Source organism: Streptomyces sp. SID5643 (genome assembly GCF_009872555.1).
Taxonomy (GTDB): domain Bacteria; phylum Actinomycetota; class Actinomycetes; order Streptomycetales; family Streptomycetaceae; genus Streptomyces; species Streptomyces iakyrus.
The window spans coordinates 22,792-45,753 of sequence record NZ_WWIC01000052.1; the positions used below are offsets into that span (position 1 = coordinate 22,792).

At 71.3% G+C, this 22,962-nt stretch carries 19 protein-coding genes; 7 read left to right on the forward strand and 12 right to left on the reverse strand.

Annotated features, from left to right (window positions below):
• Position 1 precedes the first annotated feature (1 nt).
• The 4 genes from pcaH to GTY56_RS06045 all read right to left on the reverse strand — a co-directional run bounded on the left by pcaH (position 2) and on the right by GTY56_RS06045 (position 3,512).
• On the reverse strand, positions 2 to 775 hold the full coding sequence (pcaH, locus tag GTY56_RS06030) for a protocatechuate 3,4-dioxygenase subunit beta (RefSeq protein WP_161363215.1): 774 nt from the start codon (positions 773 to 775) through the stop codon (positions 2 to 4).
• Positions 776 to 913: 138 nt separating this feature from the next.
• Positions 914 to 2,116 carry an acetyl-CoA C-acyltransferase gene (locus GTY56_RS06035; protein ID WP_161363217.1) on the reverse strand — a complete coding sequence of 401 codons (1,203 nt, stop codon included), beginning with the start codon at positions 2,114 to 2,116 and terminating at the stop codon, positions 914 to 916.
• Complete coding sequence (locus GTY56_RS06040; protein ID WP_161363219.1) at positions 2,113 to 2,757, reverse strand: CoA transferase subunit B; 645 nt, start codon at positions 2,755 to 2,757, stop codon at positions 2,113 to 2,115. Before GTY56_RS06040 ends, GTY56_RS06035 begins: the two co-directional genes overlap by 4 nt.
• Complete coding sequence (locus tag GTY56_RS06045; RefSeq protein ID WP_161363221.1) at positions 2,757 to 3,512, reverse strand: CoA transferase subunit A; 756 nt, start codon at positions 3,510 to 3,512, stop codon at positions 2,757 to 2,759. The genes GTY56_RS06040 and GTY56_RS06045 overlap by 1 nt, the downstream gene beginning before the upstream one ends.
• Positions 3,513 to 3,720: 208 nt before the next feature.
• Here GTY56_RS06045 and GTY56_RS06050 point away from each other — a divergent pair, with 208 nt between their 5' ends.
• Positions 3,721 to 4,185, forward strand: coding sequence for a MarR family winged helix-turn-helix transcriptional regulator (locus tag GTY56_RS06050; RefSeq protein ID WP_161363223.1), 465 nt, complete (start codon positions 3,721 to 3,723; stop codon positions 4,183 to 4,185).
• Positions 4,186 to 4,207: 22 nt separating this feature from the next.
• Here GTY56_RS06050 and GTY56_RS06055 read toward each other — a convergent pair whose 3' ends face one another.
• Complete coding sequence (locus tag GTY56_RS06055; RefSeq protein ID WP_161363224.1) at positions 4,208 to 5,188, reverse strand: DUF3048 domain-containing protein; 981 nt, start codon at positions 5,186 to 5,188, stop codon at positions 4,208 to 4,210.
• 204 nt (positions 5,189 to 5,392) lie between these two features.
• On the opposite strand from GTY56_RS06055, the gene GTY56_RS06060 reads away from it, so the two are divergent.
• Positions 5,393 to 6,583, forward strand: coding sequence for a zinc-dependent alcohol dehydrogenase (locus GTY56_RS06060; RefSeq protein WP_161363226.1), 1,191 nt, complete (start codon positions 5,393 to 5,395; stop codon positions 6,581 to 6,583).
• A 12-nt stretch (positions 6,584 to 6,595) separates the two neighbouring features.
• On the opposite strand, the gene GTY56_RS06065 is transcribed toward GTY56_RS06060, so the two are convergent.
• Positions 6,596 to 7,660 carry an ATP-dependent DNA ligase gene (locus GTY56_RS06065; RefSeq protein WP_161363228.1) on the reverse strand — a complete coding sequence of 355 codons (1,065 nt, stop codon included), beginning with the start codon at positions 7,658 to 7,660 and terminating at the stop codon, positions 6,596 to 6,598.
• Between the two features lie 73 nt (positions 7,661 to 7,733).
• Between GTY56_RS06065 and ligD the strand changes: the two genes are divergently transcribed.
• Positions 7,734 to 8,768, forward strand: a complete 1,035-nt coding sequence (gene ligD / locus GTY56_RS06070; RefSeq protein ID WP_161363230.1) for a non-homologous end-joining DNA ligase — start codon at positions 7,734 to 7,736, stop codon at positions 8,766 to 8,768.
• Here the strand turns inward: ligD and GTY56_RS06075 are convergent.
• Together GTY56_RS06075 and GTY56_RS06080 are read right to left on the reverse strand one after the other, a co-directional pair.
• On the reverse strand, positions 8,755 to 10,899 hold the full coding sequence (locus GTY56_RS06075; protein WP_161363355.1) for an OmpL47-type beta-barrel domain-containing protein: 2,145 nt from the start codon (positions 10,897 to 10,899) through the stop codon (positions 8,755 to 8,757). The two genes, ligD and GTY56_RS06075, sit on opposite strands and share 14 nt — an antisense overlap.
• 44 nt (positions 10,900 to 10,943) lie before the next feature.
• Positions 10,944 to 13,424 (reverse strand): ThuA domain-containing protein, encoded by a 2,481-nt coding sequence (locus GTY56_RS06080; protein WP_202509783.1) that lies wholly within the window; start codon positions 13,422 to 13,424, stop codon positions 10,944 to 10,946.
• Between the two features lie 189 nt (positions 13,425 to 13,613).
• Between GTY56_RS06080 and GTY56_RS06085 the strand changes: the two genes are divergently transcribed.
• Both GTY56_RS06085 and GTY56_RS06090 read left to right on the forward strand, forming a co-directional pair.
• Positions 13,614 to 14,624, forward strand: coding sequence for a multicopper oxidase domain-containing protein (locus GTY56_RS06085; RefSeq protein WP_161363234.1), 1,011 nt, complete (start codon positions 13,614 to 13,616; stop codon positions 14,622 to 14,624).
• Positions 14,625 to 14,718: 94 nt separating this feature from the next.
• Positions 14,719 to 15,756, forward strand: coding sequence for a substrate-binding domain-containing protein (locus tag GTY56_RS06090; protein WP_161363236.1), 1,038 nt, complete (start codon positions 14,719 to 14,721; stop codon positions 15,754 to 15,756).
• Between the two features lie 229 nt (positions 15,757 to 15,985).
• On the opposite strand, the gene GTY56_RS06095 is transcribed toward GTY56_RS06090, so the two are convergent.
• Positions 15,986 to 16,771 carry a VOC family protein gene (locus tag GTY56_RS06095; protein WP_161363238.1) on the reverse strand — a complete coding sequence of 262 codons (786 nt, stop codon included), beginning with the start codon at positions 16,769 to 16,771 and terminating at the stop codon, positions 15,986 to 15,988.
• A gap of 227 nt (positions 16,772 to 16,998) precedes the next feature.
• Between GTY56_RS06095 and GTY56_RS06100 the strand changes: the two genes are divergently transcribed.
• Entirely contained in the window at positions 16,999 to 17,244 is a 246-nt protein-coding gene (locus GTY56_RS06100; RefSeq protein WP_180989751.1) for a WhiB family transcriptional regulator, read from the forward strand.
• A gap of 114 nt (positions 17,245 to 17,358) precedes the next feature.
• Here the strand turns inward: GTY56_RS06100 and GTY56_RS06105 are convergent, their stop codons facing one another.
• Both GTY56_RS06105 and ddaH read right to left on the reverse strand, forming a co-directional pair.
• Positions 17,359 to 18,336 (reverse strand): acyl-ACP desaturase, encoded by a 978-nt coding sequence (locus tag GTY56_RS06105; protein ID WP_161363240.1) that lies wholly within the window; start codon positions 18,334 to 18,336, stop codon positions 17,359 to 17,361.
• Positions 18,337 to 18,529: 193 nt separating this feature from the next.
• Positions 18,530 to 19,306 (reverse strand): dimethylargininase, encoded by a 777-nt coding sequence (gene ddaH / locus GTY56_RS06110; RefSeq protein ID WP_161363243.1) that lies wholly within the window; start codon positions 19,304 to 19,306, stop codon positions 18,530 to 18,532.
• Between the two features lie 334 nt (positions 19,307 to 19,640).
• Between ddaH and GTY56_RS40370 the strand changes: the two genes are divergently transcribed.
• Positions 19,641 to 20,123, forward strand: coding sequence for a type 1 periplasmic-binding domain-containing protein (locus tag GTY56_RS40370; protein WP_237524402.1), 483 nt, complete (start codon positions 19,641 to 19,643; stop codon positions 20,121 to 20,123).
• A 545-nt stretch (positions 20,124 to 20,668) separates the two neighbouring features.
• Here the strand turns inward: GTY56_RS40370 and GTY56_RS06120 are convergent.
• Positions 20,669 to 22,957: an ATP-binding cassette domain-containing protein gene (locus tag GTY56_RS06120; protein WP_161363245.1), complete on the reverse strand. Its 2,289-nt coding sequence runs from the start codon at positions 22,955 to 22,957 to the stop codon at positions 20,669 to 20,671.
• Positions 22,958 to 22,962 lie beyond the last annotated feature (5 nt).

Sequence of the window (22,962 nt, forward strand, 5' to 3'; positions counted from 1 at the left end):
GTCAGCGCCCTTCTTCGATCCAGGTGGCCTGCGGGCCGTCCAGCACGATGTCCCAGTGGTAGCCCATCGAGAACTCCGGCACCGACAGGCTGTGGTCGTACGTCGCGACCAGCCGCTGCCGGGCCGCGTCGTCCGTCACGGACTGGATGATCGGGTCGTAGGGGAAGAGCGGGTCGCTCGGGAAGTACATCTGCGTCACGAGCCGCTGGGTGAACGCCGTACCGAACAGCGAGAAGTGGATGTGCGCCGGCCGCCAGGCGTTGGCGTGCTGGCGCCACGGGTACGGGCCGGGCTGGACGGTGGTGAAGCGGTACCGGCCGTCGTCGTCGGTGAGCGTGCGCCCCACTCCGGTGAAGTTGGGGTCCAGCGGCGCGTCGTGCTGCTCGCGCTGATGGGCGTAGCGGCCCGCCGAGTTGGCCTGCCAGATCTCCACGAGCTGACCGCGCACCGGGCGGCCGTCGCGGTCCAGGAGCCGCCCCGAGACGGTGATGCGCTCACCGATGGGCTCCCCGGCGTGCTGCCGGGTGAGGTCGTTGTCGATCTCGGTGATGTCCCGCTCCCCGAAGGCGGGGGAGAACAGCTCCACCAGCTCGGGGTCCTTGCTGACGTCGATCGTGACCGGGGGCTGCTTGGGGTGCCGGAGCACCGAGGACCGGTACGGCGCGTAGTCGCGCCGCGGCTGGTGCTCGACGGGCCCGCCGTCGGCGAGGCGCTTCTCGTACGCGGCGTGCTCGGCCGCGATCTCCTGGTCGATGTCGTGCTGCGTGAGAGTCATGGGGGTCCCTGAGAAACTCTTCCGGTTGTCGTCGACGGGGGAGGGGGCGCGCCGCGAAGGGGCGCGGGGCCGGACCGCTATGCGGGTCCGCCGCGCGGGCGCGACCGGCCACGACCGGGCCGCAGCCGCACGCATCGCTCAGCGTTCCAGGACGAGGGCGAGCCCTTGCCCCACTCCGATGCACAAAGTGGCCACACCCACTCCACTGCCACGCTGGGCCAGTTGATGGGCGACGGTCCCGGCGAGCCGCGCCCCGGACGCCCCCAGCGGATGCCCCAGGGCGATCGCGCCGCCCTGCGGATTGAGGATCGCGGGATCGAACTCGGGCCACTCGGCCACACATCCCAGGACCTGCGCGGCGAACGCCTCGTTCAGCTCCAGCACGGACAGGTCGTCGAACCCCCTGCCCGCCTTGGCCAGCGCCCGCTCGACCGCCGCCACGGGCGCCAGCCCGAAGTAGTGCGGGTCGGTCGCGGAGACACCCGTGGCGCGGACCCGGGCGAGCGGCTCGCGGCCCGTCGCCCTCAGCCCCTCCTCGTCGACGAGGAGCAGCGCCGCCGCGCCGTCGTTCAGCGGCGAGGCGTTGCCCGCCGTCACTGTGCCGCCCTCCGTGCGGAACGACGGTTTCAGCCGGGCCATGGCCGCCAGGGAGGCGTCCGGCCGGACGCACTCGTCGGCGGACAGGATCACCGGTTCGCCCTTGCGCTGCGGAATCGCCACCGGCGCCAGCTCACCGTCGAACAGGCCCTCGGCCTGCGCCCGCGCGGCCTTCTCGTGGCTGCGCAGGGCGAACTCGTCCTGCTGCTCCCGGCCGATCTTGTGCTTGTCCGCGATGAGTTCGGCCGACTCGCCCAGCGGGACCGTCCACTGCGGCTCCATGCGCGGGTTGACCATCCGCCAGCCGAGCGTCGTCGAGTACAGCTCGGTGTGCCCGGCCGGGAAGGCCCTGTCGCTCTTGGGCAGCACGTACGGCGCCCGGGTCATGGACTCGACACCGCCGGCCAGCGCGATGGACGCGTCGCCGAGCGCGATGGCCCGGGCCGCCTGGATCACGGCCTCCAGGCCGGACGCGCAGAGCCGGTTGACGGTCACGCCCGGAACGGACGTGGGCAGACCGGCGAGCAGCGCGGCCATCCGGCCGACGTTGCGGTTCTCCTCGCCGGCCCCGTTGGCGTTGCCGAAGTAGACGTCCTCGACCCGGGCCGGGTCCAGCTCCGGTGTGCGGGCGAGGAGTTCGCGGACGGCGTGCGCGGCCAGGTCGTCCGGACGCACGCTCGCGAGGCCCCCGTTGTAGCGGCCGATCGGCGTGCGGACCGCGTCGACGATGTAGACGTCCTTCACTTCAGGCCCTCCGGGACGATCAGTTCGGCGTCGGTCCTGGCGACGATCTCCTCGACGGTCACGCCGGGCGCGGTCTCGGCCAGGACGAGGCCGCCGTCGGTGACGTCGAGGACGCCGAGGTCGGTGATGATCCGGTTCACGCACGCCTTGCCGGTCAGCGGCAGGGCGCACTCGGTGAGGATCTTGGGGGAGCCGTCCTTGGCGGTGTGTGTCATCACCACGATGACCGTGCGGGCGCCGTGCACCAGGTCCATCGCCCCGCCGATGCCGGTGATCAGCTTCCCGGGGACGGCCCAGTTGGCCAGGTCGCCCCGCTCGGACACCTGCATGGCACCGAGCACGGCGACGTCGATGTGCCCGCCCCGGATCATCGAGAACGACAGCGCCGAGTCGAAGAAGGAGGCGCCCGGCAGGACCGTCACCGTCTCCTTGCCGGCGTTGATCAGGTCGGGGTCGACTTCGTCCTCGGTGGGGTAGGGGCCGGTGCCCAGGATGCCGTTCTCCGACTCCAGGACGACCTCGACGCCCTCGGGAAGGTAGTTCGGGATCAGCGTCGGCAGACCGATGCCGAGATTGACGTACTGGCCGTCCCGCAGCTCCCGCGCCGCCCGTGCGGCCATCTCCTCGCGCGTCCAGGCCATCAGGACCTCACCGTCCGCTGCTCGATCTTCTTGTCCGTCGCCTGCTCCGGGGTGAGTGCGACCACCCGCTGCACGAAGATGCCCGGCAGGTGCACCGCGTCCGGGTCGATCGCGCCGGGCTCCACCAGCTCCTCCACCTCGGCGATGGTGACGCGCCCGGCCATCGCGGCCAGCGGGTTGAAGTTCCGGGAGGACTTGCTGAAGACGAGGTTGCCGTGCCGGTCGCCCTGAGCGGCGCGGACCAGGGCGAAGTCGGTGCGGATGCCCCGCTCCAGCACGTACTCCGTGCCGTCGAACTCCCTGACCTCCTTCGGCGGCGAGGCGAGCGCGACGCCGCCCTCACCGTCGTAGCGCCAGGGCAGACCGCCGTCGGCCACCTGGGTGCCGACGCCGGCCGGGGTGTAGAAGGCGGGGATCCCGGCGCCGCCGGCCCGCAGCCGCTCGGCCAGGGTGCCCTGCGGAATCAGCTCGACCTCCAGCTCCCCGGCCAGGTACTGCCGGGCGAACTCCTTGTTGGCGCCGATGTAGGACCCGGTGACCCGGGCGATCCGGCCGGCGGCCAGCAGCACCGCGAGGCCCGACTCCATCGCCCCGCAGTTGTTGGAGACGACCGAAAGCCCGGCCACGCCGCGCTCGTACAACGCCCCGATCAGCACGTTCGGCACACCGCTCAGCCCGAAACCACCCACCGCGAGCGACGCGCCGTCCGGCACGTCGGCCACCGCCTCCAGGGCTGTGGCGACCACCTTGTCCATCCGAGGAGCCCCATCTCTTCCGAGCGACCCGACCGAATTAATCAGGGCACTGAGTATTTCTGCGAGCTGACCCTCACGCTGCCATCGGGACCCGAGAGGCGTCAAGACCTCGGCAGATACGGTCACAGCTCTTTGTGTGCGCGGCAGACAGCGTCCCGTGCCTATGGGTATTGTTCAGTGCACCGACGAAAACGACCGAGGGGTGCACATGGCGGCCGCGGACCTCACCACCCACCCCGGGCACCTGGCCCGGCGGCTCCAGCAGGCCCACTACCTGCTGTGGAACGCGATGGTCTCCGAGGAGATCACCTCGCCCCAGTTCGCGGTTCTCAACACCCTCGTCGCCGAGCCCGGCCTGGACCAGCGCACGGTGGGGGAGCGAGTGGGGCTCGACCGGTCCACCATCGCCGAGGTGATCAGCCGGCTCAGCCGGCGCGGCCTGCTCGACAAGGTCCGCGACCCCCAGGACGGCCGCCGCTCCCTGCTGCACCTCACGGACGAGGGGGAGCGCACGCACCGCAGGCTCACCGTGCGCACCGCCCGGATGAACCAGGTGTTCCTCGCCCCGCTGGCGGCCGACGAGCGGACGGTGTTCTTCGATCTCATCCGGCGGGTCGCGGACGCGGCCGAGGGGCTCCGCAATCCCGGGGAGCCCCTGGTGGCGCCCCGCTGAGGGGCGCGGCCCGAGCGGGCCGTCAGGGCGTCTTGGAGTACACCACCCACACCTGGCCCTTCGCGAAGTTCACCGGGGTGCCGTCGCCGGTGGTGAACGAGGTGCCGTCCGTGGCCTTCTCCCGCTTCCAGTCCACGTCCCAGGCCCGCCCGTCGCGCAGCACCGTCGCCTTGCCCGAGCCGACCGTCTCGGTGTACGGCGTGTTGTTGCCCAGGAAATCCCGGAAGGCGGACTCGCGCACCTTCACGTACTGCACGACGACCGTCGCGGCCGTCATCCGCTTCCCGTCGGCCGCCGTCGCGGGCGCGCCGTCCATGCCGACCAGCCACCGGTCGCGGGCGTCCGACCAGGTGAAGGTGAAACGGGCCGCCGGGTAGCGCACCGTCCGGGAGTCCGTCGCCGTGCCGCCCTCGGGTGCCGGGCCGTAGCGGAAACCGGTGGTCAGGGCGGCCTGCCCGGGCGTCTCGGGCACGATCCGCTCCGGCCGCAGGTAGAGGTTGTGCGGTGCGGGCTTGCCCGAGCCGCGGAAGAAGGCGTCGGCGGCGTTGCCGGGCGTCTTGGCCCGCAGCGGCGCCTTGTCGATCAGCGGCAGGAGCTTCTTCTGCGCGCCGGAGAAGGCGAGCGTGGGGCGGCCGAACTGGCGCAGGAGTTCCAGATCCGACTCGCGTGCGCTGCGCACCGGCCCGACCGTCTCCGGGAGCCGGGTCGCATACACCGCCATCAGCCGGCTCAGTCCGCCCTCGACCTGCTCGGCGTAGACCACGTCCGCTGCGTCGACGCCCGTGTGCGGACGGGCCGCGGCGGCGTTGTCGATCTTGACGGCGAGGGCGGAAGGGCCGGTCGCCGAGGGGGACGTCCCCCGTTTCGACTCCTCCGGTGCGCCCCGTCCGTCGTCGCCCGGTCCGCCCTCGCTGGTGCAGCCCGCCGTCAGGGCGCCCGTCACCGCGGCGGCCAGCAGCGCCACCGTCGTCGCGGCGCGCCGTCCGCGCGTCCCTCGTCCCATGCCCACCGTCGCCACCGCGCCTTATGTCATCGATCTGCCTTGATTGTGCGCTTATCTGAACATCGATGGCCATAGTTGATCGTTCTTGGCAGGGAAGTGTCTCGGCGTCATCCGTCGATCGGCTCAAGGTTCAGCGCGGGGCGTCCGGGTACCCGGGACCCGCCGTACGACCGACGCGCACGCTGACGGAGGGAGCGCGAGGCGATGAGGGCAGTGACCTGGCAGGGCAAGCGGGACGTGCGGGTGGAGAACGTGCCCGATCCGGTGATCCAGGAGCCGACGGACGCGGTCATCCGCATCACCTCCACCGGGCTGTGCGGGTCCGACCTGCACCTGTACGAAGTGCTCACCCCGTTCATGACCCCGGGCGACATCCTCGGCCATGAGCCGATGGGCATCGTCGAGGAGGTAGGCGCCGGTGTCCCGGATCTGCAGGTGGGGGACCGGGTCGTGGTGCCGTTCCAGATCGCCTGCGGCAACTGCTGGATGTGCCTGACCGGGCTGCCCACGCAGTGCGAGACCACCCAGGTGCAGGGCGAGGGCATGGGCGCCGCCCTGTTCGGCTACACCCGCCTCTACGGCGCGGTGCCGGGCGCCCAGGCCGAGTACCTGCGCGTCCCGCAGGCGCAGTTCGGCCCGATCAAAGTCCCCGAGGGGCCGCCGGACGACCGGTTCGTCTACCTCTCCGACGTCCTGCCCACCGCCTGGCAGGCGGTCGCCTACGCCGGCGTCCCGCAGGGCGGCAGCGTCGCCGTGCTCGGCCTCGGACCCATCGGTGACATGGCCTGCCGGGTCGCCCAGGTCCAGGGCGCCGGACGGGTGTTCGGCGTCGACCTCGTCCCGGAGCGGCTGCGCCGGGCGAAGGCACGGGGCGTGGAGACCTTCGACCTGAGGTCCTTCGACGACGAGAAGGAACTCGTCGAAGCGATCCGCGACCAGACCGACGGCCGCGGCCCCGACGCCGTCATCGACGCCGTCGGCACCGAGGCCCACGGCAGTGCCGCCGCGCGCATGGTGCAGAACGCCGCCGCGATCCTGCCCCGCAAGATCGGCGCCCCGATCGCCGAGCGCTTCAGCATCGACCGCCTCGCCGCGCTCTACACCGCCATCGACCTGGTGCGCCGCGGCGGCACCATCTCGCTTTCCGGCGTCTACGGCGGCATGGCGGACCCGCTGCCGCTGCTCACCCTGTTCGACAAGCAGATCCAGATGCGCATGGGCCAGGCCAACGTCCGCCGCTGGAGCGACGAGATCATCCCGTACCTGACCGACGAGGACCCCCTCGGCGTGGACGACTTCGCCACCCATCGGGTCCCGCTGTCGGAGGCCCCGCACGCGTACGAGATGTTCCAGCGCAAGCAGGACGGCGCGGTCAAGGTCCTGATGCAGCCCTGACCGGGCCTTCGGCTAGCCGCCGAGGATCTCCGAGAGGTCGTAGCGGACCGGCTCTTCCAGCTGCGCGTACGTGCAGCTCCCGGGGGTCCGGTCCGGGCGCCAGCGGCGGAAACGGGCGGTGTGCCGGAAGCGCTGCCCGTTCTCCATGTGGTCGTACGCCACCTCGGCCACCCGCTCCGGCCGCAACGGCACCCACGACAGGTCCTTGCGGCCCGACCAGCGGCTCGGCGCCCCCGGCAGCCGGGCCGTCTCGTGCGCGGTCTCCTCGGACCAGGCCGCCCACGGATGCCCCGTCACGTCGTCCAGGCGCAACGGCTCCAGCTCCTCCACCAGCTCGGCGCGGCGCTTCATCGTGAAGGCGGCGGACACACCCACGTGCTGGAGGGTGCCCCGGTCGTCGTACAGGCCGAGCAGGAGCGAACCCACGACCGGGCCGCTCTTGTGCAGGCGGTACCCGGCGACCACGACGTCCGCCGTCCGCTCGTGCTTGACCTTGAACATGGCACGCTGATCGGGCCGGTAGGGCACGGTCAGGGGCTTGGCGATGACACCGTCGAGGCCGGCACCCTCGTACTCCTCGAACCATCGCCGCGCCACTTCGATGTCGGTGGTCGCCGGGGCGAGGTGCACCGGCGCCCGCACGCCGGAGAGCTCGGCGGCCAGCCGCTCCCGGCGCCCGGTCAGCGCGACGTCCATCAGCGACTCGTCGCCCAGCGCCAGCAGGTCGAAGACGACGAGCGAAGCCGGAGTCCGCTCGGCCAGCGTCCGCACCCGTGAGTCCGCCGGGTGGATCCGCTCGGTCAGCGCGTCGAAGTCCAGATGCCCCTCCCGCGCGATCACGATCTCCCCGTCCACCACGCACCGCTCCGGCAACCGCTCCCGCACAGCTGTCACCAGCTCGGGAAAGTACCTGGTCAGCGGCTTTCCCGTGCGGCTGCCCAGCTCGACCTCGTCGCCGTCACGGAACACGATCGCCCGGAACCCGTCCCACTTCGCCTCGTACTGCATGCCCGCGGGGATCGCTGTCACCGACTTGGCGAGCATCGGCAGGACAGGGGGCATCACCGGCAGATCCATGGATCGATTCTGCGCCGATATTCCGCCACATGCCCGATGTGCGAGGTATGCGGGCGACGCCTACGGTGGCGGCATGGGTGACGCGGTGGAACTGGAGGTGGACGGCCGGACCGTACGGCTGTCCAGCCCGGACAAGATGTTCTTTCCCGAGCGTGGATTCACCAAGCTGGACCTGGCGCGCTACTACATCGCCGTCGGCCCCGGCATCCTGCGCGCTCTGCGCGACCGGCCGACCACCCTGGAGCGCTACCCCGAAGGTGTGAACGGCGAGAACTTCTTCCAGAAGCGGGCGCCGAAGAACATGCCCGGCTGGATCCCCACCGCGCACATCACCTTCCCCAGCGGCCGCAGCGCCGACGAGATGTGCCCCACCGAGGCCGGTGCCGTGGTGTGGGCCGCACAGTTCGGCACCCTCACCTTCCACCCCTGGCCGGTACGCCGCGACGACGTCGACCACCCGGACGAACTCCGCATCGACCTCGACCCGCAGCCCGGCACCGGCTACGACGACGCCGCCCGCGCCGCTCATGAACTACGGGCGGTGCTCGACGAGTTCGGCGGCCTGCGCGGCTTCCCCAAGACCTCCGGAGGCCGGGGCCTGCACGTCTTCGTGCCCATCGAACCGCGCTGGACCTTCACCCAGGTCCGGCGCGCCGCCATCGCCGTCGGCCGGGAGATGGAACGGCGGATGCCCGAGCACGTGACCATCAAGTGGTGGAAGGAGGAGCGCGGCGAGCGCATCTTCATCGACTACAACCAGACGGCCCGCGACCGCACGATCGCCTCCGCCTACTCCGTACGCCCCCGCCCGCACGCCCCCGTCTCCGCGCCCTTGCGCTGGGACGAGGTCGGCATCGCGCACCCCCAGGACTTCGACCTCGCGACCATGCCCGCGCGCTACGCCGAACTAGGCGACGTGCACGCGGACATGGACGACAAGCGCTACTCCCTGGAAGCCCTGCTCGACCTGGCCCGCCGCGACGAGCACGATCACGGTCTTGGCGACCTGCCGTACCCGCCCGAGTATCCGAAGATGCCGGGGGAGCCCATGCGGGTACAGCCGAGCAGGGCCCGCAAGGAGAAGGAGCCTCCTCCTACAGCTCCTTGATCCGGATGTCCCGGTAGGAGACCACGTCCGTCGTGCCGTGCACCTGGAGCCCGATGTAGCCGGAGGCGAACCGCCGCCCGTCCGTGCCCGGGTCGTCCGAGCGGGGCGGGGCGAACTCCTGGCCGCCGGTGCTGTCGAACTCGTTGATCAGCACACCGTTGCGCAGCACCGAGTAGTGCTGGCCCTCCACGCGGATCTCGTAGTCGTTCCAGGTGCCCTTCTGCGTCACGCCCGCGCCGGCCAGACCGACCCGGTCGAAGCCGTAGACCGACCCCGTCTTGTACATGTCGCCGTCGGGCCGGTCGAGCACCTGCACCTCGTGCCCGTACTTGATGGCGACCCACTCCGGGCGGGACTCCTCGGGGTGGTCATGGACCCACGGGAAGCGCACGAAGACACCCGAGTTGGCGTTGCCGGTGCCGGGAGCGTCGTCACGCCACTGGAGTTTCAGTGAGAAGTCGCCGTACTTGCGCTGCGGGAACCACAGCATGCCCATGCCGGGCGTCGTGGTGCTGGAGGTGATCGTCCCGTCGGGGTTCAGCCCGAACGAACCGCCGCCCACCTGCTGCCACTTGGCGAGAGAGTCCGCCGTGCCGTCGAACAGCGCCCGATAGCCCTCGGTCTGCCCCGGCCTGCCGATGCCCGACTCGCGGGCCGCCTTCCGGATCGCCCTTGACTCCCGCTGGTCGATGACCCCTTCCTTCAGCAGCGCGTCGAGAACGGACGTCACGTGCTTGAGGAACAGCGCCTGGGACGTCCACTCCTTCTCGTCCTCGATCAGCTCGCCGATCCGGCACCGGTTGTCGGTCACCCGGTTGCGCACCCCGGAGTCGACCGTGCCGACGATCACCGTCAGCCGCTCGTCGTACTCGGGACAGTCGGGTGCCGGGACCTGCCCGGAGACAACCGTGAAGGTCACGGTGCGGGCCGCCGCGGTGTTCCCGGCCCTGTCCGTCGCCCGGTAGGCCACGGTGTGCGCACCCGCCCGGTCGACCACCACCGGCGCCGCGTAGGCGAGGTAGGGCCCGCCGTCCAGCGAGTACTCGATCCTCTCGACGCCCGAGCCGTGCGCGTCGGTCGCCGTGACGGTCACCCGGGCGCTGTTGACGTACGCCCCGGCGGAATTCTTCGTGCCCTCCACGGTCACGCCCGTCACCGGGGGTGTGGTGTCCTGCGGCGGCGCGGCGGCCACCGTGAACCGCACGCTCTTCTCCGCCGCCACGTTGCCCGCCTTGTCGGTGGCGCGGTAGCGGACGGTGTGCTCACCCACCTGGTGCACCATCACGGGGGCGGTGTACGGCTGCCAGGCACCCGAACCGACCGCGTACTCGATGGTGTTGACCCCGGACCCGGTGTCGGAGGCCGAGACGGTGACCGTCGCCATGTCGATGTACGCCCCGTCGGCGTCGCGCTCACCGCTCACCGTCGCCGAGGTCTCCGGCGCGGTGGTGTCGTCCGACTGGGGTGCCACCACCGTGAACGCGGCGCTCTTCTCGGCGGAGACGTTCCCCGCCTTGTCGAACGCCCGGTAGCGGACCTGATGGCTGCCGACCTGGTCGACGACGACCGGCGTGGTGTACGGCTGCCAGGCACCCGCCTCGCCGATCGCGTACTCGATCCGGTCGACGCCGGAGCCGCCCTCGTCGGTGGCGTGCAACGCCACGCTCGCCGAGCCGACGTACGCGCCCTGTGTGTTCTGCGTGCCGCTGACGTGCGCCGACGCCTCGGGCGCCGTGGTGTCCTCGCCGGTGCCCTCGGTCACCGTCAGGATGCCCTGCATCTGGCCGTGGCCGGGGATCGTGCAGTGGTAGAAGTACCGGCCGGGCGTGAGCGTGACCTGGGCGGTGTGCTTGCCGCCCTGGGCGTCGTTCGGGTTGGCCAGGATGTTGAGCTGCACGTCACTGTTGAACTCGGGATCGCTGGTCACGAACGTCAGCGTGTGCGGCATGCCGGTGGTGTTGCCGGTGGCCGTGCTGTTCTCGAAGACGATCGTGGCCGCGCCGGCGACCGCGGTCTTCGGCGCGGAGAGGTACTTGTCGATGTCGTTGCCGGCCGTCCAGGTGAGCACCTGGTCGGCAGCCTCCTTCCCGGGCTGCCCGGCGGCGGGCAGCGCCTGCACGCCGAGCAGCATCAGCAGGGCGGCCAGCAGGGCGGCCCAGACTCTTCGGTGCCGGATCACTCGCTCCCCCTCGCCAGCCGATCGGCGGCCGGGGTGGGCCCGCCGCCCTTGTAGGTGACCCGCCACAGGGCCGATTTGGAGTCCGAGGTGAAGAAGCCGCGCCCGTAGTCGAGGACGTACAGCGCGCCGTCGGGACCGAACTTCCAGTCCATGAGGTTCCTGATGCCGTCGTTGCCGACCGGCACGATCTTCTTCAGCGACTCCGCGTGCACCGGCAGACCGCCGTCGCCTTGCGTCTTCGGGTCCATGAGCACCGCGTGGCGCGGCTGGTCGGCGTCGTAGAAGTCACCGACGAACCACTTGCCGTCCCAGTACGCCGGCCACTTCACGGCACTGTCCGGCGCGGCCGTGCCGTACCGGTAGACCGGCCCGTTCATCGCGGCCTGCCCGCCGCCCTTCAGCCAGGGCAGCCGGTAGGTGGCCTCCGCCGGCTTGTACGACGGGACTCCGCCCGCGTCCCTCGGGTAGTCCGGCGCACCGCCCGACGGCGAGTACCAGATGTTGTTGCCGGTCACCGGCGGCAGGTTGACCAGGCCGTCGTTGTTCGGCGACTCGTTCTTCGGGTGGTCGCAGTCGTACCAGCCCAGCGGCTTGGACGGGTCCGGCAGATTGCGGTCCCGGTAGGGCTGCTTGTTGCCCATGCAGTACGGCCAGCCGCGGTTGCCCGCCTCGGTGATGGCGGCGAACGTGTCGTACTTGGCAGGACCCCAGGTGGTCGAGGGCGCGCTCGCGTCCGGTCCGACCCAGCCCGCGTAGAGCACGTCGGTCGACGTGTCGACGAAGATACGGGCGGGATTCCTGACCCCCATCACGTAGATCTCGCCGCGCGTCTTGCCACCGCCCTCGGCGGTCTCCTTCCCGGTGAAGAGATTGCCCGCGGGGAGCGTGTACGTCCCGTCCGGCTCCGGGTGGATGCGCAGGATCTTGCCGTTGAGGTTGTTGGTGTTGCCCGCGGTACGGCGCGCGTCCGCGAACGAGACGCCCTTGTAGTTCGGCTCCGGGTTGTTGCCCGAGTAACCGGCGCTGAAGCCGCTGGAGTTGTTGTCGCCGGTGGCGATGTACAGGTTGCCCTTGGAGTCCCAGGCCATCCCGCCGCCCGCGTGACAGCAGCTGTGGATCTGCACCGGCCACTTCAGCAGGACCTTCTCACTGGCGAGGTCCAGCTTGTTCGTGGCCCGGTCGAGGGTGAACCGGGAGACCCGCCGCTCCGCCATCCGCCTCTCGCGGTCGATCCGCTCGTGCGGCGTGTAGTGCAGGTACACCCAGCCGTTCTGTGCGAACCCCGGGTCCAGCTCGATGCCGAGCAGCCCCTCCTCGACCTTGACCAGTTCGTCCCCGCCGCCCTTGTTGCCGAAGACGGTGAGCGCCCCGGCGAGGGTGACCTGCTTGGTCGTCGGGTCGTAGACGTGGATCTCGCCCCTGCCCTTGCCTATGTCCGGGTTGTTCCAGTCCGTGATCACGGGCTGCGAGGAGTCGGCTCCGCCCCGGCCGATGTAGAAGACCCGGCCGTCGGGCGCCGTGACCATGCCGTGCGGCTCGCCGATCTGGTCGTTCTGCCCGGGCTGGTTCGGCTTCGTCAGGCGCTCCGCCGCGTAGTTGGCGTTGATGGTGGCCTTGCAGTCGGCCTGCTCCAGCCGGGTCGTCCACAGCAGCGCGCCGCGCAGATGGTCGCGGAAGTCGGTCTCGTCGTACGACGACACCGTCCCGCCCATGCCGGTGTAGAAGGAACGGCCGCCGTCGTAGTCACGGCACCAGCTGACCGGGTGGTCCCAGCCGTTGGAGCCGGAACCCGGCTGGTACGTCGACTCGCGGACCCGGGCCACCGTGTGCACCTCGCCCGACGGGTTCTTCACCCAGTTCAGCCACCGGTCCGGGCGCTTCCACTGCACCGGCAGCCCCTTGGTGGCGGGGTGCCGGCGGTCTCCGACCTCCACGGTCGCCCGCTGCACGGCCGTAGGGCTCGACGCGGCCGGACGGGCACCCACCAGACCGGTGAACCAGTCCGAGTACGGCTCCGCGCGCGCCGCGTCGTGAATGCCGACGAATCCGCCACCGGCCTCCATGTAGGCCTCCAGGCCCGCCTCCTGCTCCGCGTCGAGGACATCGCCCCCGCCGGTCAGGAACACGATCGCGTTGAAACGGCCGAGCCTGGTCTCGTCGGTGAACACCGAGGCGTCACCGGTTGCCTGGACCTTGAAGCGGCGGTTCGCCGGGCCCGACAGGCCGATGTCCTCGATGGCCTCGATCCCGGCGTTCACCACCGGCGACTCCTCACCGGCCGCCGCGGAACCGTGGAAGATCAGCACCCGTACGTTCGCGCCGCCCGGCGGCGACTTGATCGACATCGTTGTCAACGGGGGTTCGGGGTAAGGGCGCGCGTTCGCGGCCGGGCCCGACAGCAGCCCGGCGGTCACGACCCCGGCGGCGACGGACGCCGCCCAGACGCGTCTTGACTTGCTCAACCCTCGTAAGTGCATGGGCACCTCCTCGGTCACAGCAACACCGCCAAGGAAGCTAAACCCCTTTGCACGTCACGCCAATACCTATGACCGGGATGACGTCAACTTTGTCTTGAGCGTGGATAAACGGCAGCGTGGCCGGTACCGTCGCACAGGTTCATCACAGGTACGCCTCCGTAAATGCCTGACCAAGGTGGGGAGTTCCGCATGGACAGACGCAGCTTCAACCGGCGGGTCCTGCTGGGCGGCGCGGCCGTCGCGACATCGTTGTCCGTGGCGCCGGAGGCCGTCAGCGCCGCCGGACCGGCGAAGACGGCGCCGGCCGGAGGCGAGGTGAAGCGCATCAAGCTGTACGCCGAGAAGCTGGCCGACGGGCAGATGGGCTACGGCCTGGAGAAGGGCAAGGCGTCCGTCCCGGGCCCCCTGATCGAACTCAATGAGGGCGACACCCTGCACATCGAGTTCGAGAACGCCATGGACGTGGCGGTGAGCCTGCATGTGCACGGCCTGGACTACGAGATCACCAGCGACGGCACGAAGATGAACCGCAGTCATGTCGAACCGGGCGGCACCCGCACCTACACCTGGCGCACCCACGCCCCCGGCCGTCGCAAGGACGGCACCTGGCGGGCGGGCAGCGCGGGCTACTGGCACTACCACGACCACGTCGTCGGCACCGAGCACGGCACGGTGGGGCTGCAGAAGGGCCTGTTCGGCCCGGTCATCGTCCGCCGCAAGGGCGACGTCCTGCCGGACCGGACGCACACCGTCGTCTTCAACGACATGCGGATCAACAACAGGCCGCCGCACTCGGGGCCGAACTTCGAGGCCACGGTGGGGGATCGCGTCGAGTTCGTCGTGATCACGCACGGCGAGTTCTACCACACGTTCCACATGCACGGTCATCGCTGGGCCGACAACCGCACCGGCATGCTGACCGGCCCCGAGGACCCCAGCCAGGTCATCGACAACAAGATCACGGGCCCGGCCGACTCGTTCGGCTTCCAGGTGATCGCGGGGGAGGGCGTCGGCGCGGGCGCCTGGATGTACCACTGCCACGTGCAGAGCCATTCCGACATGGGGATGGTGGGGCTCTTCCTGGTGAAGAAGCCGGACGGGACCATCCCGGGGTACGAGCCGCACGAGCACGGCGAGGAGCCGGCGGGTGGCGGCCACGAGCACGGCGAGGGCCCCGCGGGCGGCGGCCACGAGCACTGACGGGCGACCGTTCCGCGCGGCACGCGAGAGCGCTCTCACCAGGCTGAGGTCCCGGGGCTATCCTGAACCGCAGCCGCAGGTGAGGAGCCCCGAAGTGACCGACACAGCCCCGCGTCCCACCCTGGAGGCCGTGGCCGCCCGGGCCGGTGTCTCGCGGGCCACCGTGTCCCGCGTGGTCAACGGCGGCGACGGGGTGCGGGACATTCTGGTGGAGCGCGTCCGCAAGGCCGTGGACGAGCTCGGCTACGTACCCAACCAGGCTGCCCGCTCCCTGGTGACCCGGCGGCACGACGCGGTCGCGGTCGTCGTCGCCGAACCGGAGACCCGGGTCTTCGCCGACCCGTTCTTCGCGCTCCAGCTGCGCGGCATCAGCAAGGAGCTCACCGCCCACGACAACCAGCTCGTGCTGCTGCTCACGGAGGGCCGGGACGACCACGCCCGGGTCGCCCGGTACCTCGCCGGCGGGCACGTCGACGGCGCCCTCGTCTTCTCCCTGCACCTCGACGACCCGCTGCCCGAGCTGATCCAGCGGGCCGGTGTCCCGACCGTCTTCGGCGGCCGGCCCGGCTGGAGCGGCGACCGGCGCGAGGTGGTCTACGTCGACAGCGACAACCGCGGCGGCGCCCGGGACGCCGTCCGCCATCTGGCAGGCCTCGGCCGTACCCGCATCGCGCACATCACCGGCGCCCTCGACCAGACCTCCGCCGCGGACCGCCTCGACGGTTACCGCGACGTCATGGTGGACGCCGACCCGCGGCTGATCGCCGAGGCCGACTTCACCCCGGCCGGGGGCGAGCGGGCGATGCGCGAGCTGCTGGAGCGCTGCCCGGACGTGGACGCGGTGTTCGCCGCCAACGACCTCATGGCCTCCGGGGCACTGCGCGTCCTGCGCGCGTCGGGCCGCCGCGTCCCCGACGACGTGGCCGTGATCGGGTTCGACGACATGCGGCCCGTGGCCGAACAGACCGACCCGCCGCTCACGACGGTCCGTCAGGACATAGAGGAGATGGGCCGCCTGATGGCCCGCCTGCTGCTGCGCGGCCTCGACCGGGTCGCTCCCCGGGAGGGCGTCGGGGCGACGCCCTCCAGCGTGGTGCTTCCGACGACGCTGGTACGGCGGGGGTCGGCCTAGGGCCCGTGCCCGGGGCTCTCTGAACGGGAGCGCCCGTGCCGGCGGGCGTGGTGAACCCGTTGCGCCGCTTCTCCCGGGGATGGCCGCACCACCACCGCCGAGGAGGGCAGCGCGATGGCCTCCTTATCGGCCCGGCCGCGCGGTGAAGCGGTGAGTGCGGGGTAGCCGGACACGGAACGCCGAGGTGCGACGCAGGGCGCGCCGCTCTTCGTGAGGGCCCGGGCCCGTCCTACCCCTGCTGCGGCTCGCTGCGGATCACCGCGAAGCGGGCGCCGTACGGGTCGGCGAGTTTCGCCAGGCGGCCGACGGACGGCAGGTCCGTGGCGGGGAGGCGGACCGTACCGCCCAGTTCCACGGCCCGGGCGACGATGGCGTCCGGGTCGGCGGCCTCGAAGTACGGCAGCCAGTACGCCTCCTCCTCGGCCGGGTCGTCGGCCAGCGGGACGACGCCGCCGAACATGGCGTCCTCGCTCTGCCCCGCGGGGCTGAACGCGGTGTACGTGCCGCCGCCGAAGTCGGCGCCGAAGGTCTCCAGACCCAGCACGGAGTGGTAGAAGGCGGCCGCGGCCGGGACGTCCGCCGTGTACAGCTCGACCCAGCACAGTGAGCCGGGCTCCTGGACCACCTCAAGACCCTTGTGGCGCCCCGGCTGCCACAGGCCGAAGGTCACTCCCGCCCGGTCGGCGAGGATCGCCATCCGGCCCAGGTCCTGGACGTCCATCGGCTGCACCGCCACCGAGCCGCGCGCCTGCTCGGCCGCACGCGCCGTGGCGTCCGCGTCCGGCGCCTGGAAGTACACCGTCCAGGACGGCGGGCCCTGCTCGGCGGTGGTCTGCATGCCCCCTGCGGCCGTCCTGCCGCCGAGCTGGAAGAGGCCGTACCCTCCGACCTCCGGGCCGCCCGGCTGGAACCGCCAGTCGAACAGTCCGCCGTAGAAGGCGGCGGCGCCGTCGATGTCGGGAGTGCCGAGGTCGATCCAGTTCGGAGCGCCGGTGACGTAACGGGTGGTGAGCATCGTCGCCCTCCTCGCGCAGGGGCCCGTCGTCCGCACTGCCGAGTCTTTCACCGCCGGGTGACATCCGCCGCCGGAACACCGCCCGCGGCGGCTTGCGCGGTGTTTCCGCGCGCCGCCGTGCGCCGGCCGGTCCCGAGGGCCACCATCGAAGCGGCCGGGAGGGCTGGGAACGCGGTGTTGATCCCGCGTTGATCGAACGTTTTTCACCGCCCGCAACGCTTCCGGTCATGCACATCGACACGATCACCTCGCCCGAACTCGAATGGCAGCAAGAGGCGTTGTGCGCGCAGACGGGGGCGGACTTCTTCTTCCCCGAACCGGGCAGCTCGGTGCGGGAGGCGAAGCGGATCTGCGGTATGTGCCCGATCCGTGCGGCGTGCCTCGCGTACGCGCTGGACAACGACGAGCGCTTCGGCGTCTGGGGCGGTCTCTCGGAGAAGGAGCGGCTGGAGCTGCGGCGGGTGTCGCGGTAGGGGCCACGGGGGGCGGGCACCTTCCGGTTCGTCTCGGAACCGCTGCCGGTACGCACGAGGCCCCCGGCCGCTCGTGGCGGCCGGGGGGCCTCGTGGAGTGGGTGCGGGGCGGTGTCAGGCGCCGGCCCGGGCCGCCATGCGGGCCTTGCGGGCGGCCAGCTTCTCGTCGAACTTCGACGCCTCGGAGTCCAGACCGCCCATGAACAGACCGAGCTCCTCCTGCGCCTTGCGGCCCTCGGGGCCCAGGCCGTCGATCTCCATGATCTTCAGGAAGCGCAGCACCGGCTGGAGTACGTCGTCGTGGTGGATGCGCATGTTGTAGATCTCGCCGATCGCCATCTGCGCCGCGGCCCGCTCGAAGCCGGGCATGCCGTGACCGGGCATCCGGAAGTTCACGATGACGTCGCGCACGGCCATCATGGTCAGGTCGGGCGCCAGCTCGAAGGCCGCCTTCAGCAGGTTCCGGTAGAAGACCATGTGCAGGTTCTCGTCGGTGGCGATGCGGGCCAGCATGCGGTCGCAGACCGGGTCCCCGGACTGGTGGCCGGTGTTGCGGTGCGAGACGCGGGTCGCGAGCTCCTGGAAGGCCACGTAGGCGACCGAGTGCAGCATCGAGTGCCGGTTGTCCGACTCGAAGCCCTCGCTCATGTGGGACATCCGGAACTCTTCCAGCTTGTCCGGGTCCACCGCGCGCGAGGTGAGCAGGTAGTCGCGCATCACGATGCCGTGCCGGCCCTCCTCGGCGGTCCAGCGGTGCACCCAGGTGCCCCAGGCGCCGTCGCGGCCGAACAGCGAGGCGATCTCGTGGTGGTAGCTGGGCAGGTTGTCCTCGGTGAGAAGGTTGACGACGAGCGCGATGCGGCCGATCTCGGTGACCTTGGACTGCTCCTTGTCCCAGGCCTCGCCGTCCTCGAAGACGCCGGGGAAGTTGCGCCCGTCGCTCCACGGCACGTACTCGTGCGGCATCCAGTCCTTGGCGACCTTCAGATGCCGGTTGAGTTCCTTCTCGACCACTTCCTCCAGGGCGTACAGCAGCTGAGCGTCGGTCCAGGCGCCGGCCGGGCTGCCGAGGTGGGGAGTGGTGATCGTCATGGACTCTCCAGGGGACAAACGTATGAGCGGTGTGCAGGGAACCTACGGCATCGTAGGCTACGTTGCCGTAGGTTACGAGGCCGTAGGTTAAGCGGGCCGTAAGGGCCACTGATCTGCGGGGTCGCTCGTACGCGCGTCACCCACCCCAGGCGCTGCAGGTCGGGGGACCGGAGGGGGGAATGAGGCAGTCCGGTCAGGCGTAGAGCTCCCGCAGCCGCACCGAGAGGCACGTCACACATCCTTCGAGCTTCTCGAACTCGCTGATGTCCACGACGACCGGTTCGTACCCGAGGTCGGCGAACAGCTCGGCTGTCTTCGGCGCGCTCGCCGCCATCAGCAGCTTGTCCCCGCCGAGCAGGACGACGTGGGATCCCGCCTCCTCGGGGACGGGCAGGAAGCGCGCGAACAGTGAGGGCGTGTCCATCTTCGGGATGTGCCCGATGACCGTACCGTCCGGCAGCGCCGTGACCGCCGACTTCAGATGCAGCACCTTGCTCACCGGCGCGGAGACGACCCGGGCGCCGAGCGGCTCGAACGCGGCGCGCACCTGCTGGACGCCGGCGGCGTTGGTGCGCCCGCCCCGGCCCACGTAGACCGTGTCGCCGATCTTCAGGACGTCGCCGCCCTCCAGCGTGCCCGGGTCCCAGATCCAGTTCACCGAGCAGCCAAGACCGGCCACGGCCTCCTCGACCCCGGAGGTCTCCGCACGCCGGGAGTCGGCGCCCGGGCGGGTGATCAGCGCGACGTTCCGGTACATCACGACCGTGTCCTCGACGAACACCGAGTCCGGGCAGTCGTCGGCCGGGTCCACCTCGATGGTCTCCCAGCCGTGCGTGCGCAGGGCCTCCACGTACGCCTCCCACTGCTCTACGGCGAGGTCGACGTCGACCTTCTGCCGTTCGATGTGGGTCACCAGCCCCTCGGCGAGACGCGGGCTGGGGCGGCGGACGAGGGCCTTCTTGCTGGGCACGAGCGTGACTCCGTATCGGATGGACGTGTCTGGACCGCACCGACGGGGCCTTTGGGACCGGCCGGAACCCATCGGGCGTCGGCCGACCATCATGCAGGGCGAACGGGGGAGAGGACAGCCCTGGGTGGGTGAGCGGCCGCTCCGGTCGCGGCCGGTTGCAGGTGCTGTGCCTCCGTCGGCAGGCGCCGGGCGCCGGTCGGTCACAGCTCTGCCGCCGCGCCGGCGTCACCCCACCGACCTGGCCTCCTCCGCGCCCTGCCGCTGGGCCGGCGTCACCCCACCGGCAGCTTTCTCCAGCTCGTCCGGGCGCAGGCACTCGATCAGGTAGTCATCCGTGTCGGGGTCGCGGGTCAAGGATCCCGACGCGACCCGGCAGGCCGTGCGGGACCTGGCCGATGCCGGCGGCGCCCACCTCGTGCTCACCATGGCCGGCACTCGGGCGCTGCCCGCCGTGACCGCGGCCTGCGAGGAGGCCGGGGTCCCCTGTGTGTCGACGACGCCCCCCTGGCAGGCGCACGTCCACACGCGCGGGGCCGAGGCCGCGCACCGCTTCCGCTGGACCTACCACTTCGCGTGGGGGCTGGACGACATCGCCGCCGTCTTCGCGGACCTGTGGGAGCCGGCCGGCGGAGCGGGCGCCGTCGGATGCCTCTGGAACGACGACCTGCAGGATGGTCTGCTGCTTCACGAGCGCTACGGCTTCGCGCCGGTGAGGTCCGCGCGGGGGCACGCGCTCGTCGATCTCGGCGCCTGCGGAGAACCGGCCGACGGCTTCCAGGCGCAGGCCGAGCGGATGCGGGACACGGCGCCGACCTGATCACCAGCGCCGCCACCGCCACCGGCCTCGCCCTCTTCCACCGCCACGCCCGCGAGGCGGGGCTGCGTCCGCGGCTGATCACCTGCTCGCGCCGGCTGACCTACCCGCACACCCGCACCACCCCCGCCCCGGCCGTCCACGGCGAACTGGCGGACGCCCGCGTGGCGACGCTGGTCTACTGGAGTCCCGGCCACCCCTACCGCTCCGGACGGGACGGCACCACGTGTGCCGAGCTCGCCCGCGCCTAACGGCAGGACACCGGTGCCGCTTGGCTCCAGCCGCTGGGTCTGGCCCATGCCCTCCTGGAGAGGCCCACCACGCCCTTTCCACCGCGGACGACCCCACCGACCGGGCGTCCGTCGCGCAGGCCCTCGCCGGCACCCGTCTCGACACCATCGCCAGGGCGTCTCGACTGGACCAGGGGACGGACGCCCAACATCGCCCTCCTTCCCCTGGTCGGCGGGCAGTGGCAGCCCGGACCGCGAGGCCCCGGCTCGCCGTCGTCAGCGACAGTGCTCACTCGGGCGTAGCGCTCACCGGGGAGCTCACACCGGCACGATGACCTCCCGGCGGACCGCCCGCCGCAGATGCTCCCCGGTGAAAGAGCCCCGCGCTTCCAGAAGCTGCCGGGGCGTCCCCTCGAAGACGATCTCCCCGCCGTCCCGGCCGCCGTCCGGGCCGAGGTCGATCACCCAGTCGGCGCGGGCGATCACATCGAGGTTGTGCTCGACGACGACGACCGTGTTGCCCGCGTCGACCAGCCGGTCCAGCAGGGTGACGAGGCCCTCCACGTCCGCCATGTGCAGGCCGGTCGTCGGCTCGTCGAGCACGTAGACCGCGCCCGTCCGGTGCAGTCGCGTGGCCAGCTTGATGCGCTGCCGCTCGCCGCCGGAGAGCGTGGAGAGGGGCTGGCCGAGAGTGAGGTAGGTCAGCCCGACGTCCGCCAGGGCGCGCAGCCGGCGCCGCACACCCGTGTCGTCGAAGAAGCCGAGTGCCTGCTCGGCCGTCATCCCCAGGACGTCGGCCACGGACCTGCCCCGCACGGTCAGCCGCAGCACCTCCTCCTTGAAGCGCCGTCCCTCGCACTCGTGGCAGGTCGTCGTCACGGGGTCCATGAAGGCGAGGTCGGTGTGGATGACGCCCCGCCCCTCGCAGGTGCCGCAGGCCCCGCCGGAGTTGAAGCTGAACAGGCCCGCCCCGGCCCCCGTCTCCCGGGCGAAGATCTTCCGGACCGTGTCCATGATCCCCAGGTACGTCGCCGGGGTGGAGCGGCCCGAGATGCCGATCGACGACTGGTCGACGACCACGGCCTCCTCGTGCGCCGCGGTGAACTCCCGGACCAGGGTGCTCTTCCCCGACCCCGCGACGCCGGTCACCGCCGTGAGCACCCCGGCCGGGAACCGCACGGTCACGTCCCGCAGGTTGTGCCGGTCCGCGCCCTTGACCCACAGTTCGCCGACGGGGTTCCGTACCTCGTCCTTGACCGCCGTGCGCGTGCGCAGGCAGCGCCCGGTGAGCGTGCCGGACACGGCCAGCTCCTCCGGCGTCCCCTCGAACACCACCGTTCCGCCCCCGGCTCCGGCGCCCGGGCCCATGTCGACGACGTGGTCGGCCAGCGCGATGACGTCGGGGTCGTGTTCGACGACCAGCACCGTGTTGCCCTTGTCGCGCAGCCTCAGCAGCAGGTCGCCGAGACGGCCCACGTCACGCGGGTGCAGACCGACGCTCGGCTCGTCGAAGATGTACGTCATGCCGGTCAGGCTGGAGCCGAGGTGCCGCACCGTCTTCAGCCGCTGCCCCTCCCCGCCGCTCAGCGTGGCCGTCTCCCGGTCGAGACTGAGGTAGCCGAGGCCGATCGCCTCGATGCGCTCCAGCGCGGCCACGGCGGCCGAGGCGACCGGCCCCGCCACCGCGTCGTCGATCTCCTTCAGCACGGCGATCAGGTCGGTGACCTGCATACGGGTGCAGTCGGCGATCGAATGGCCGTTGATCCTCGTTGCCAGGGCCGCCGCGTTCAGACGTGCTCCGCGGCAGTCCGGGCAGGTGTCCTCCACCAGGAACGCGCTCACCAGCTCCCGGGTCTTCTGGCTCATGGCCGACAGGTCCCGCTTCAGGTACAGCCGTTCGAAGCGGACGGCCAGCCCCTCGTACTCCGTGACCCAGGTACCGCCCGTGCCGCTGACGGTGACCTTGCTGCCGGGCCGCCCGCGCATCAGGAACTCCCGCTCGGCGGCCGTGAAGCGTCCCACCGGCTTGTCCGGGTCGAGGTCGGCGCTGTTGGTGTACGTCTGACCCTGCCAGGTCCCGGCGGCGAAGGGCGGGAAGCGGACCGCCCCCTCGGCGAGGGAACGGTCCGGGTCCAGGATGCGGTCCCAGTCGGGCCGTACCGCCCGGCCGAGGCCGTCGCACCCGGGGCACATGCCCGACGGGTCGTTGAACGAGTAGGCCGTCGCCGGTCCGGCGCTCGGGGTGCCGTGCCGGGAGAACAGCACCCGGATCACCGAGTAGACGTCGGTCATGGTGCCGACGGTGGACCGGGAGTGGCCGCCGACCTGCCGCTGGTCGACGACGATGGCCGGGGTGAGGTCCTCCAGGCCGTCCGCGTGCGGCCGCTCGAACTTGGGCAGCCGGTTGCGGACGAACCACGGATACGTCTCGTTCAGCTGGCGCTGCGACTCCACCGCGATCGTGTCGAAGACGACGGACGACTTCCCCGACCCCGAAACGCCGGTGAACACGGTCAGCCGGCCTTTCGGGATGCGCAGGGTGACGTCCTTGAGGTTGTTCTCGCGTGCTCCGGTCAGGGTGATGGCATCGTGTGCGAAGTCGGTCATGCCAC

Coding starts and splice junctions, on each gene's coding strand:
- pcaH (WP_161363215.1), bottom strand. CDS start 775: ATGACTCTCACGCAGCACGACATCGACCAGGAGATCGCGGCCGAGCAC.
- GTY56_RS06040 (WP_161363219.1), bottom strand. CDS start 2,757: ATGGCCTGGACGCGCGAGGAGATGGCCGCACGGGCGGCGCGGGAGCTG.
- GTY56_RS06045 (WP_161363221.1), bottom strand. CDS start 3,512: ATGGACAAGGTGGTCGCCACAGCCCTGGAGGCGGTGGCCGACGTGCCG.
- GTY56_RS06050 (WP_161363223.1), top strand. CDS start 3,721: ATGGCGGCCGCGGACCTCACCACCCACCCCGGGCACCTGGCCCGGCGG.
- GTY56_RS06055 (WP_161363224.1), bottom strand. CDS start 5,188: ATGGGACGAGGGACGCGCGGACGGCGCGCCGCGACGACGGTGGCGCTG.
- GTY56_RS06060 (WP_161363226.1), top strand. CDS start 5,393: ATGAGGGCAGTGACCTGGCAGGGCAAGCGGGACGTGCGGGTGGAGAAC.
- GTY56_RS06065 (WP_161363228.1), bottom strand. CDS start 7,660: ATGGATCTGCCGGTGATGCCCCCTGTCCTGCCGATGCTCGCCAAGTCG.
- ligD (WP_161363230.1), top strand. CDS start 7,734: ATGGGTGACGCGGTGGAACTGGAGGTGGACGGCCGGACCGTACGGCTG.
- GTY56_RS06075 (WP_161363355.1), bottom strand. CDS start 10,899: ATGCTGCTCGGCGTGCAGGCGCTGCCCGCCGCCGGGCAGCCCGGGAAG.
- GTY56_RS06080 (WP_202509783.1), bottom strand. CDS start 13,424: ATGCACTTACGAGGGTTGAGCAAGTCAAGACGCGTCTGGGCGGCGTCC.
- GTY56_RS06085 (WP_161363234.1), top strand. CDS start 13,614: ATGGACAGACGCAGCTTCAACCGGCGGGTCCTGCTGGGCGGCGCGGCC.
- GTY56_RS06095 (WP_161363238.1), bottom strand. CDS start 16,771: ATGCTCACCACCCGTTACGTCACCGGCGCTCCGAACTGGATCGACCTC.
- GTY56_RS06100 (WP_180989751.1), top strand. CDS start 16,999: ATGCACATCGACACGATCACCTCGCCCGAACTCGAATGGCAGCAAGAG.
- GTY56_RS06105 (WP_161363240.1), bottom strand. CDS start 18,336: ATGACGATCACCACTCCCCACCTCGGCAGCCCGGCCGGCGCCTGGACC.
- GTY56_RS06120 (WP_161363245.1), bottom strand. CDS start 22,957: ATGACCGACTTCGCACACGATGCCATCACCCTGACCGGAGCACGCGAG.